The sequence below is a fragment of the Streptomyces graminilatus genome, assembly GCF_001418565.1.
Lineage (GTDB): Bacteria > Actinomycetota > Actinomycetes > Streptomycetales > Streptomycetaceae > Streptomyces > Streptomyces graminilatus.
In genome coordinates this window covers 1-11,277 of record NZ_LIQQ01000140.1, presented here as the reverse complement: position 1 = coordinate 11,277, position 11,277 = coordinate 1, and the positions used below count along the sequence as shown (strand labels likewise).

General features: G+C 69.6%; 11 protein-coding genes. 2 read left to right on the top strand and 9 right to left on the bottom strand.

Annotated elements, in window-relative coordinates:
- Nucleotides 1–324 precede the first annotated feature (324 nt).
- Both AOK08_RS13660 and AOK08_RS13655 read left to right on the top strand, forming a co-directional pair.
- Entirely contained in the window at nucleotides 325–1,095 is a 771-nt protein-coding gene (locus AOK08_RS13660) for an ECF subfamily RNA polymerase sigma factor, BldN family (protein ID WP_055525804.1), read from the top strand.
- A gap of 408 nt (nucleotides 1,096–1,503) precedes the next feature.
- The gene (locus tag AOK08_RS13655; protein ID WP_055525803.1) at nucleotides 1,504–2,838 is read left to right on the top strand and encodes a DUF5667 domain-containing protein; all 1,335 of its coding nucleotides are present in this window, start codon (nucleotides 1,504–1,506) and stop codon (nucleotides 2,836–2,838) included.
- 84 nt (nucleotides 2,839–2,922) lie between these two features.
- Here AOK08_RS13655 and AOK08_RS13650 read toward each other — a convergent pair whose 3' ends face one another.
- The 9 genes from AOK08_RS13650 to AOK08_RS13615 form a co-directional block, all read right to left on the bottom strand.
- Nucleotides 2,923–4,029 carry a lysophospholipid acyltransferase family protein gene (locus tag AOK08_RS13650; protein ID WP_055525802.1) on the bottom strand — a complete coding sequence of 369 codons (1,107 nt, stop codon included), beginning with the start codon at nucleotides 4,027–4,029 and terminating at the stop codon, nucleotides 2,923–2,925.
- Between the two features lie 124 nt (nucleotides 4,030–4,153).
- Nucleotides 4,154–5,263 (bottom strand): NAD-dependent epimerase/dehydratase family protein, encoded by a 1,110-nt coding sequence (locus tag AOK08_RS13645; RefSeq protein WP_055525801.1) that lies wholly within the window; start codon nucleotides 5,261–5,263, stop codon nucleotides 4,154–4,156.
- Between the two features lie 306 nt (nucleotides 5,264–5,569).
- Nucleotides 5,570–5,668 carry a 30S ribosomal protein bS22 gene (locus tag AOK08_RS43080; protein WP_003948845.1) on the bottom strand — a complete coding sequence of 33 codons (99 nt, stop codon included), beginning with the start codon at nucleotides 5,666–5,668 and terminating at the stop codon, nucleotides 5,570–5,572.
- A 162-nt stretch (nucleotides 5,669–5,830) separates the two neighbouring features.
- A complete protein-coding gene (locus AOK08_RS13640) occupies nucleotides 5,831–6,043 on the bottom strand; it encodes a helix-turn-helix domain-containing protein (protein WP_004984898.1) in 213 nt (70 codons plus the stop codon).
- A gap of 129 nt (nucleotides 6,044–6,172) precedes the next feature.
- Entirely contained in the window at nucleotides 6,173–6,988 is an 816-nt protein-coding gene (locus AOK08_RS13635) for a phosphatase (RefSeq protein ID WP_055525805.1), read from the bottom strand.
- Nucleotides 6,989–7,247: 259 nt separating this feature from the next.
- Nucleotides 7,248–8,423 carry an acetoin utilization protein AcuC gene (locus AOK08_RS13630; RefSeq protein ID WP_055525800.1) on the bottom strand — a complete coding sequence of 392 codons (1,176 nt, stop codon included), beginning with the start codon at nucleotides 8,421–8,423 and terminating at the stop codon, nucleotides 7,248–7,250.
- Nucleotides 8,374–9,612 carry an MFS transporter gene (locus tag AOK08_RS13625; RefSeq protein ID WP_055525799.1) on the bottom strand — a complete coding sequence of 413 codons (1,239 nt, stop codon included), beginning with the start codon at nucleotides 9,610–9,612 and terminating at the stop codon, nucleotides 8,374–8,376. The genes AOK08_RS13630 and AOK08_RS13625 overlap by 50 nt, the downstream gene beginning before the upstream one ends.
- 137 nt (nucleotides 9,613–9,749) lie before the next feature.
- Nucleotides 9,750–10,442, bottom strand: a complete 693-nt coding sequence (locus AOK08_RS13620; RefSeq protein WP_055525798.1) for a VC0807 family protein — start codon at nucleotides 10,440–10,442, stop codon at nucleotides 9,750–9,752.
- Nucleotides 10,443–10,534: 92 nt separating this feature from the next.
- Entirely contained in the window at nucleotides 10,535–11,179 is a 645-nt protein-coding gene (locus AOK08_RS13615) for an HAD family hydrolase (protein WP_055525797.1), read from the bottom strand.
- Nucleotides 11,180–11,277: the final 98 nt, after the last annotated feature.

Here is an 11,277-nt window from a genome sequence, read left to right as displayed (position 1 = left end):
GGCGGCGGGGGCGAAAGAAACAGGTAATCGGCCCCCGATACCCCCGTAACCCCTCCACCAGTCCCGTTGGCCGTACACAGCCACAACACGCCCCGACCACACCCCCAACTCGACCTCAATCGATCAACAACCTGTCACACTGCGGCACTTGAACGGGCGCCAATAGGCAACAGAAGCGACGTAATCGATGATTTGAGCAACCGGGTGTAGCAGTGCCTGCACGAAGCGTTATTCTCCTCAGACGCAAACCGGTACCCCTCCGTCGCCACGACGGGTGAACGGTCCCGCACTGCACGTGATGGAAGCTCTGCCTCTGGGAGTCCCGTGTACCCACACGTCGGGGTTGACGCCTCGGGCCTGGCTACGCTGCGCGCAATGGTCCTAGACCTGTTGCGCGGCTTCGTCCCCACCGCGTACGCCGTCCCCGCATTCGCCACCGCCGCACCAATCGGCCCGTGCTACGCACTGGCCGACGGCACCGCCGCGGTCGGCAGACGAGGTCGCGCGGCCGGTGCCGCCGCACCTCGCCGCCCCGCCGCGGACAGTGACAGCGCCCGCATGATGGACCTTGTCGAGCGCGCCCAGGCCGGCGAGGCCGACGCCTTCGGCCGCCTTTACGACCAGTACAGCGACACTGTGTACCGGTACATCTACTACCGGGTGGGCGGAAAGGCCACCGCGGAGGACCTGACGAGCGAGACGTTCCTGCGCGCCCTGCGCCGCATCGGAACCTTCACCTGGCAGGGCCGCGACTTCGGCGCCTGGCTCGTCACCATCGCCCGCAACCTCGTCGCCGACCACTTCAAGTCCAGCCGTTTCCGGCTGGAGGTCACGACCGGCGAGATGCTGGACGCCAACGAGGTCGAGCGTTCACCGGAGGACTCCGTCCTGGAGTCCCTCTCGAACGCCGCTCTCCTCGATGCCGTACGACGCCTCAACCCCCAGCAGCAGGAGTGCGTGACCCTGCGTTTCCTCCAGGGGCTGTCCGTCGCCGAGACCGCGCGCGTGATGGGCAAGAACGAGGGCGCCATCAAGACCCTCCAGTACCGCGCCGTCCGTACACTCGCCCGGCTCCTCCCGGAAGACGCGCGCTGAGCACCGTAAGAGGTACCCCGCGCCCGCACCCGAGCCCGCCGCCCCACCGGGCGCACCACGCACCACACTCCGCACCACCCACCATGCACCACACCGCTCACACACTCCGCGCCACCCCGCGCACAACTCCGCACGCCACACCCCGCACCGCCCCGCGGATCCGCCCCGCCCGGGGACCGCACACTCGGCGACCGCCAACTCACCTTCCGTGAAAGTCCGTTGAGTTCGCGGTCCGATCATCCGCCGTCCGTAACCCAAGTGCCGCGCCGCTCGTTGTGCGGGATACAGGCTCCCTGTGGTCACTCCCCGGCCGCCTACGATCACCCGATCGAGTGGGTGCGGTCAGGGATGTGCAACCCTCAGGACCCCCTGGGGAGCCGACCGTCATGACGAGAGGAGGTGCCGCCAGTGATCGCGAACGTTTCGGCGCACCGGCGGGCGAACGCCTTCGCCCAGGCCCTGGAGGAGCTGTCCGACCGGGACTCGGCGGCCGAGCAGCCCGAAGGACCGGCACCGGACGTCCCTCCGGAACCGGCCCCGGCTGCCGCGGAACAGGCCGGCCACCGGGCGGACAACCAGGCGGACCACCGGGCGGAGCGGACCGAACCGAACCGACTGGTGGCCCTCGCGACCGGTCTCGGCGAGCTGCCCAAACCGGTGCTCGACCCCGCGGTCAAGGTCGTCCACCGGGCCCAGTTGGTGGCCGCGATGGAGGCCATGCTGCGGGACGGCACGGTGCCCGGAGGCGAGGCGTCGAACCCATTGGTGCCCGAGCAGCGCTCCCGGTCCAGGGGCGCCCACCGGGCGACCGGGCTCGGGAAGTTGCGACCGCGTACACGGCTGACGAAGGGTCTCGCCGCCGGCGGGCTCAGCGTGGGTGTGGCCGCGGGAGCCTTCGGCGGTGTCGCCGCCGCCAGTTCCGACGCCCTGCCCGGTGACTCGCTGTACGGCCTCAAGCGCGGCATCGAGGACGTCAAGCTCAACTACCTGGCCGACGGCGACAGCGAACGCGGTCAGGTCTACCTCGACCAGGCCTCGACGCGGCTCAACGAGGCCCGTCGGCTGATGGAGCGCGACCGCGCCGGTCAGCTCGACCACGAGTCGCTCGGCGAGATCCGCCGCGCCCTCGCAGGTATGGGGCACGACGTCTCGGAGGGCCACCGCCTGCTGCACGAGGCGTATCGGCGCGACCCCGACTCCCTGGGCCCCATCCAGGCCCTGGACACCTTCTCCCGCTCGCACCGAGAGGCCTGGGGCGCCCTGCGTGACCGCCTCCCCGTGCAGCTCGGGGACGTGAGCCAGGAGGTGTCGTCGGTCTTCGACGCCATAGACCAAGAGGTCGCCCCCCTCCAGTCACTGCTCCCCGAACCGCCCTCCCGGAGCGGCGTCGGCGGCAGTGGCAGCGAAAGCGGCGACACCGGAGGCCGGCACCAGAGCTCCGGACCGGGGTCGGGCACGAGTTCGTCCGGTGCCGACCGGCCGGCCGCGCCCAGCCACACCGGCGGCGACTCCGCCGAGGGGCGCGACCCCAGCAGCGGCAACCCCAAGCCGTCCGCCTCCGGCACCGCCGACGACGGCCTGCTCGGCGGCAACACCGGCGGCCTGCTCGACCCGCCGCAGAACAGCGGCACGGCGTCCCCGTCGCCGACCGCCCCGCCCGCCGCCGAACCGGACGTCACACTGCCGCCGCTCCTCCCGGGCCTGCTGCCCGGCCTGGGCATCGACAGCGAGGACGTCGGCTGACACAGCGGCTGTACGTCGGTGGGGGTGCCCTTCACAGGAAGGGCACCCCCACCGACGTACAGGAAAAGGCCGAAGCAGCGACCGTCAGAAGAAGACCGACCGGCGCTGCACCAGCAGCTTGTAGAGCGTGTGCTGGATCTGTTCCCTGACCTGGTCCGTCAGGTTGAACATCAGCATCGGGTCCTCGGCCGCCTCCGGCGGATAGCCGTCCGTGCGGATCGGCTCGCCGAACTGGATCGTCCACTTCGTGGGCAGCGGTACCGCGCCCAGCGGGCCCAGCCACGGGAACGTCGGGGTGATCGGGAAGTACGGGATGCCGAGCACCCGGGCCAGCGTCTTGGCGTTGCCGATCATCGGGTAGATCTCCTCCGCCCCGACGATCGAGCACGGGATGATCGGCGCGCCCTGCCGCAGCGCCGTCGACACGAAGCCGCCCCGCCCGAAGCGCTGGAGCTTGTACCGGTCGCTGAACGGCTTGCCGATGCCCTTGAAGCCCTCCGGCATCACCCCGACCAGTTCGCCGCGCTCCAGGAGCCGCTCCGCGTCCTCGGCGCAGGCCAGGGTGTGACCGGCCTTCCGCGCCAGCTCGTTGATCATCGGCAGCATGAAGACCAGGTCGGCCGCCAGCAGCCGGAGATGACGCGCGCCGGGATGGTTGTCGTGCACGGCGACCTGCATCATCACGCCGTCCAGCGGCAGCGTCCCGGAGTGGTTCGCGACGATCAGGGCGCCGCCCTCGGCCGGGATGTTCTCGATGCCCTTGACCTCGACCCGGAAGTACTTCTCGTACAGCGGGCGCACCAGCGACATCAGGACCTGGTCGGTGAGTTCGGCGTCGAAGCCGAAGTCGTCGACCTCGTAGTCCCCGGTGAGCCGGCGCCGCAGGAAGGACAGGCCGCCCGCGATACGTCGTTCCAGGCCGCCCGCGCCACCGCCGGCCGGGTCGGACGACGGGACCTGGGCCCCGGGCCCGCCCTGGGACTCCTGCGGCTCCTGGGGCGGCTGTTGCTTTCGTGTCACCTGGACATCATCCTGCGGGCGGGCCCGTCCCGGCAGGGGCTGGACCTCGCGAATGACCGCCGACTCGCCCTTGCGCCGGCCGCTGCCCGCGCTCCGGCGGCGCGACGGCCGCGGGGCGGTGCCCGCGCGGGACCTGTCGTCGTCGAACGGAATGACCTTGGCATCCGCCATCGTTGATGCGCTCCTCGGTTGGCGCTCTGCGTCGGTGGGCTGTCGCCGTGTCGGTGGGCTGTCGCCGTGTCGGTGGGCTGTCGCCGTGTCGGTGGGCTGTCGCCGTGTCGGTGGGCTGTCGCCGTCAGGTCGCTTCGGCAGCTTTCGTGACCGTCGCGGTGACAGTTGTGGTGGTCATGGCTCGGGCGGCGCCGCCGCCCGCGAAGGGTGCGAAGGGCAGCGCGGCGATCCGGTCGACGGCCCGCGCGACGGCCTCCGGCGGCAGCAGACCGGGGCCCCGGACACGCGCGAAGTCCTCGAAGGTCTCGGCGGTGGTGAACTTCGGCCGGTATCCCAAAGTCTCGCGCATCTGGTTCGTCGCCACGACTCGGCCGTGGGTGAGCAGCCGGATCTGTTCGGGCGAGAAGTCCGTCATGCCCAGCGTGCGCACCAGCGAGCCGGCCCAGGTGACCGCGGGCAGCAGCAGCGGCACGGTGGGCCGGCCGAGCCGCCGGGAGCACTGCGAGAGCAGCAGGACGCCGTCCCCGGCGATGTTGAACGTGCCGCTGTTGAGCGTTCCGCGCTCCGGTTCGTTCGAGGCGATGCGCAGGACCTCGATCACATCGTCCTCGTGGACGAACTGGAGCCTGGGGTCGTAGCCGAACACGGTCGGCAGGACCGGCATCGCGAAGTAGTGGGCGAGCGGCGAGTCGGCGGTCGGCCCGAGGATGTTGGCGAAGCGCAGCACGGCGACGGCGACGTCGGGCCGCCGCCGGGCGAACCCGCGCACATACCCCTCGACCTCCACCGCGTCCTTGGCGAAGCCGCCGCTGGGCAGCGACTTGGGCGAGGTGGTCTCGCTGAACACCGCCGGATCGCGGGGCGCGGAGCCGTACACGGTGGTACTGGACTTCACGACCAGCCGCTTCACGGCGGGTGACTTCTGACAGGCACCCAGCAACTGCATGGTGCCGATGACGTTGGTCTCCTTGACGGTGACCCGGCTGCCGCTGCCCAGCGCCACACCCGTCACGTCCAGGTGCACGACCGTGTCGGCGTTCGTCTCGGCCAACACCCGCGCGATGGTGGGCTGCCGGATGTCGGCCTGGATGAAGTCGGCGCCGCCCAGATGGTGCTCGGGGGGAACCGCGTCCACGGCGATGACCCGGTCCACCTGGGGGTCACGCTGGATCCGCCGTACGAACCGGCCTCCCAACTGGCGGGCCACTCCGGTCACGAGCACGACCTTGCCCAAGATCAGCGCCTTCCTTCCAGCCGTGTTTCCCGTGTGCAGCCCAACCTAGCGGTTTGTTGTTGCCCTGTGATGACCGCTCGATGCGCGAAGTCACGACGACGCCGGTCGTACGACCGGACGAACAATACGACCGGACGAACGGCCGGGTGAACAACCGGATGAACAACCGGATGAACAACCGGTCGAACGATACGACTGTGGCCCCCCACCGGAAACCGGTGGGGGGCCACAGCCTTCACACTCACGCTCGCGCTCTCGCGGCGTCGCGGAGAAGCAGCGGTCCCGATCTCGCGATCGGACGACCGGCTACTTCTTGTTGCGACGCTGGACGCGCGTGCGCTTCAGCAGCTTGCGGTGCTTCTTCTTCGCCATCCGCTTGCGCCGCTTCTTGATAACAGAGCCCACGACTACCCTCGCTCACTTCTCATCACTCGGCGTTGGGCGCCATGGGCCCATACGACCTACAAGGGGCCAGCCTACCCGTCCGAGCGCTGAGGTCGTAATCGAGGGCGATCGAGGTGATCGAATGAGACGGAACGCGACGGAACGCGATGGAACGAACCGCCGTCAGGCTGTCTCCACCCCCACATAGCTCTCGCGGAGGTACTCGTGAACCGCTTGCTCGGGGACGCGGAAGGACCGCCCCACCCGGATCGCGGGCAGATGACCGCTGTGCACCAACCGGTACACGGTCATCTTCGACACTCGCATCACCGAGGCGACTTCCGCCACGGTCAGGAACTGAACCTCGTTCAGAGGCCTCTCGCCAGCTGCAGCCATGACACACCTGAACCTTCCGCACTCGACGGTCACCGGCTTCCCCTTCCGGTGACTCTTCGTCGTTGCGTGCTCACTCCCCAATGTAGGGGCGGGTGATGCGAGTGGGGAAGAGGTGCACCCATCGGCGGCCTACTGTGACAGACACGCTCGATTGAGTACGTAGCGGGTAAGCGGCCGGTAGTAATCGGACCGCACAGCGTCATCAAGTGGAACGACGACGGACACGCGCCCCTCGGCCTCCCCGACGAACAGTGCGGGATCGTCCGTATCGGCCAACCCGATGGCCTCGAACCCCAGTTGACCTGCGCCGCAGACCCATCCGTGGTCCCCGATCACCAACTCCGGGAGCGTCCCGCCGGCCTCTGCGGCGGCCGCCAGAGCGGTCCGAACCGGGAGGGGAGAGTGCGTGTGCGCGCCCGGCTCACGCCCGGCGGCCCCAGCACCCGGCGCCCGTACGAGCGCGACCCGCCGTACGTAGTCGAGGTTGTGCGTGCGTAGACCGAACCGGGTCGTTATGTCGACAGAGCTACCATGCGCCGGGGTGAGGACAGTACATCCCGCCGCCGACAGGGCGTCTGCCAACGCGGCGTAGAAACCCAGCAGTCGATGCGGGTGCCCGGTGCCGAGGAGTACGGGAGCCCGGCGGCGCGCGGCTGCGGAGAGTCGCCCGGCGAAGGCGTCGAGGGCCGCCAGTGTCCGCTCCGGGTCGATCACATCACATCCGGAGGTGTGTCCTGGATCAGCTGAAACACCACACTTGTCGGCCATCAAACCGAGCAGATCCTGTTGCCGCCAAGTCCATTCGGGATCGATTCCGATCAGCACCCGGGGGTCCCCGGCGGCGAAAAGCCGGTAACTCCGCAGACTCTCCTCCCGCGAGGTGGCCACCGGCCCGGCTAGACGGGCGGCCAGGAGATGGGCGCGCAACGCCCCGGTACTCAACACGGGAGTGATGGTCACGGACGCCGGCACCGGGCACGGCACAAACGCCGAAAACACCGCACAGTTGGCGTAACGCCACGAATCTCCGCCTCCGGGCGGGCTGTTGCACCGGTGATGGCCCAGTGACGGTGAGTCGACCGCGTCCGGCGCGCACAACGGCGCCTGCGGCGCCGGCTTCCACGTCGTGGAGCGGCACGGTCGACATCCACGACACCAGCGTGAGCGGTCTCCGCGCCTGACAGCCGGACGCCTGGGCCGCGCCCTACGCCAGCAGCCCCCGCAGCGGAAACACCGCCCGCCGCGTGGCCAGCACCGCCTGGTCGAGCCGGTCGGCGGGGTCGTACCCCGTCTCCCAGTCGGCGTACGGCACCGGCCACCGCCCGTCGGTCATCCGCGCGGGCGCCAACTGCCGTGTACGCGCGAAGACTTCCTGCCGCCACCCTTCCGGAATCACGGCCGTGGGCTCGATGGCCCGCCCCGCCGCGATCGCCACCAGGTGCGTCCAGGACCGGGGTACGACCTCCACCACCGCGTATCCGCCCCCGCCCAGGGCGACCCACTTCCCGTCGGCGTACTCGTGCGCGAGGTCGTGACAGGCGACCTGCACGGCCCGCTGGGCGTCCAGCGACACGGCGAGATGCGCCAGCGGGTCCTCGAAGTGGGTGTCGGCGCCGTGCTGGGTGACCAGCACCTGCGGCCGGAAGTCGGCGAGCAGCTCGGGCACGACCGCGTGGAAGGCCCGCAGCCACCCGGCGTCCCCCGTCCCGGCGGGCAGCGCGACATTGGCGGCGCTCCCCTCCCCCGGACCCGCCGCACCGGTCTCCTCGGGCCACCCCGTCTGCGGGAACAGCGTGCGCGGATGCTCGTGCAGCGAGATCGTCAGGACCCGGGGGTCCTCCCAGAACGCGGCCTGCACGCCGTCCCCGTGATGCACGTCCACGTCGATGTACGCGACCCGCTCGGCGCCCAGTTCCAGCAGCCGGGCGATGGCCAGCGAGGCGTCGTTGTACACACAGAACCCGGACGCGCCCCCGGGCATCGCGTGATGCAGGCCGCCCGCGAAGTTGACGGCGTGCAGCGCCTCCCCGTGCCACACCGCCTCGGCGGCGCCGACCGACTGCCCCGCGATCAGCGCGGACACCTCGTGCATCCCGGCGAAGGCGGGATCGTCGACGGTCCCCAGCCCGTACGCCGGATCGGCCGCCCCGGGATCGGCCGACGCGGCCTTGACCGCCTCGACGTAGTCCGCGCGGTGCACGAGCCGCAGGGTCGACTCCCCGGCGGGCTTCGCCGAGACCACGTCGACCTCCCGGTCCAGCCCGAAGGCGTCGACGAGCCGCCGGGTCAGGGTGAGCCGGACCGGATCCATCGGGTGATCCGGACCGAAGTCATAGCCCGTTACCGCCTCGTCCCACATCAGCCGCGCGCGCCCGCTCATGCCCGTCACCGTATCCGGCGCGTCCCGGATCGAACGACCCCGCATACCTCAACGTCACCAGGACCAGCACCATCGGAACGAGCATCGCCCCACGGTAGTTCCACAGATCACCCAAAGCGCCCACCAAGGGCGAACCGACCAGGAATCCCACATAGTTGAATATATTGAGCCGCGCGACAGCGGCATCCGAGGCACCGGGGAACAACCGCCCGGCGGCGGCGAAGGTCTGCGGCACGATCACACACAACCCGAGCCCCAGCAACGTGAATCCGAGCATCCCGATCCACGCCCCCGGCGCCACGGCCACCACACCGAAGCCGAGCGCCGCCACCAGCGCCCCCGCCCGTACGACGGCGACGGCCCCGAACCTCCGTACGCCCGCGTCCCCGATGGCCCGCCCGACAAGCGTGGTGACCATGTACACGTTGTACGGAACGGTCGCGAGCTGCTCCGAACTCCCGAGCACGTCCTGCAGATACTTCGCACTCCAGTTGGAGACGGTCGAGTCCCCGATGTAGGCGAACGTCATCACGAGGCACAGCGGCAGCAGCATCCTGAAGACGAGACCACCCGCCCCACCCCCCACTGCGGCGGCATCACCGCCCGCTGCGACGGACTCCCCGTCCTTGTCCGTCGCGTCGACGTACCACCGACCGCCGACCACCACGGCGGGCAACAGCACGGCCACCACAGGCAGATAGGAAACAAAAAGGGCGAGATGCCAGTGCGCGCCGGCCCACGCCAGCGAGGCCCCGACGATCCCGCCCAGGCTGAACGCCGCGTGGAACCCGAGCATGATGCTGCGCCCGTACGCCCGCTGCAGACTCACCCCGAGCATGTTCATCGAGGCGTCGAGCCCACCGACGGCCAGCCCGAACGCCCCCAGCGCCAAAGCCACTTCGGCCAACTGGTCCCCGGCGCCGACACCGAGCAGCGCCAGGAGCACGACGGGCTGCGACCACCTCAGTACGAGGCTGGGGGGCACCCGCCTCACCAACTGCTCGGCGCAGACACTGCCGACCCCGGCCAGCACCGGCACGGCGGCGAGGAAGAGGGGCAGCATCGCGTCGGATATGCCGTACCGGTCCTGGATGGCCGGGATCCTCGTCACGAGCAGCGCGAAGGTGGCGCCCTGGGCAAAAAAGCTGAACGCCAGCGAGGCCCTGCCGCGCCGCAGCACATCTGTCATGGCGGCGAGCGTAGGGCCCCGGCTTACTCGTGGGTAGAGAATCAGGAAGATGAATTTCGCTCACCTTTGGTCTTCGCCGGCCTTCACCGGTCTTCACCGGCTGCCTCCACCGGCCTTCGCTCAGGAACAACACCCCGTCATGCACCCTGAGCGACCACTCCACCACGACCGGCGCCAAGCGCGACCTCGTCGCGAAGCATCCCCTTCATGGGCTCGACGGCGAGCGCACCACCGACGAGAACGGCCACCAGCATCGCCCCGACCATGACGACGGTGCCGAGCCAGACCATGGTGTCGACGGGGAAGACATACACCCCCACGATCCGCGCGACGCACTCCCCCAGCAGGGTCACACCCCACACCTGCGAGAAGGTCCGCTCGGCCCGCCGAAACCGTGTGGACCCGGAGACCAGCCGCTCCCAGGCGGCGGCGCGCTCGGCGTCCCCCTTGATGAGGAACGGTTTCATCCCCTCGGTCATCATCGGCCGCCCCAGCCGGACCGAGACCAGCACCCCGATCCCGACGACACTGCTGATCCCGCTGTCCTTCACGAGCATCAGCCGCGCGTCCCCGGCGACGAAACTGAGCAGCACCCCCACGACATTGACGACGAGGATGAGCGCGGCCATGCCGTTGACCTTCTGCCTCCGCACCACACTCCACCCGGTGCGTACGGCGGGCACGGCGCTGCTCAACCCGAGCGCGGCGACGGCACTCATCCCGAGCCCGTTCCTGAACAGGTAGTACGACCCGAGGGGAACCGCCACGTCGAGGACCAGGGGCAGCAGACTCCGGCGGAGGGAGGCCGAGTTCGTCGTCTCTGTTGTCATGCCCCAAGCCTCGCGGACACCCCCACCCCGCCAACAGAACCGAACGTCCGGACCCGGGGATGACAATTGTCAGTGCCGCCGCATGCCCGACCTCAAACCAGCAGCTCAGCCAACTCGCCCATGTCGCAGAAGAGTTGGGTGGCTCCGACGAGCCGCTCGGCCGGAGTCATGGCGGTGAACCCGAGTACGTCCATCCCGGCGGCAACCGCGGCCCGCACCCCCAACGGACTGTCCTCCACCACCACACACCTCTCAGCGGCCACCCCCATACGCTCCGCCGCGTGGAGAAACAGATCGGGCGCCGGCTTCCCCCGCCCCACGTCCTCCGCGCTGAAGACCCGCCCGGCGTCGAACCATCCCTCAAGCCCGGCAGCCCGATGCCCCACCCGAATCCGCTCATGACTCCCGGAGGAGGCCACGCAGTACGGCACTCCACCGGCCCTCAGCCGCTCCAGTACGCCGACCACGCCGGCCACGGGCTTCAGCTCCCGCTCGAAGGCAGCGAACACCCGCCCGTGAAAGACGTCATCGAAGTCGTCCGGCAACCGCCGCCCACTCCGCTCCTCCACGAGATCGTGCACGCGGTGCATGGCTGACCCCATGTAGTCCCGGATGGAGTCCTCGTACGAGGTCGGATGCCCGAGCTCGGTGAGATAGGCGGCCAGGAGTGTATTGGAGATCGACTCACTGTCGACGAGAACACCGTCGTTGTCGAAGATGACGAGGTCATAGCGCATAACCGGACCCTAATTGACCGGATAGGGCTCGGAACGCAGAAAAGCCCCGTACCGGTGAACCCGGTACGGGGCTTTTCTCAATATTTGTTCGGCGGTGT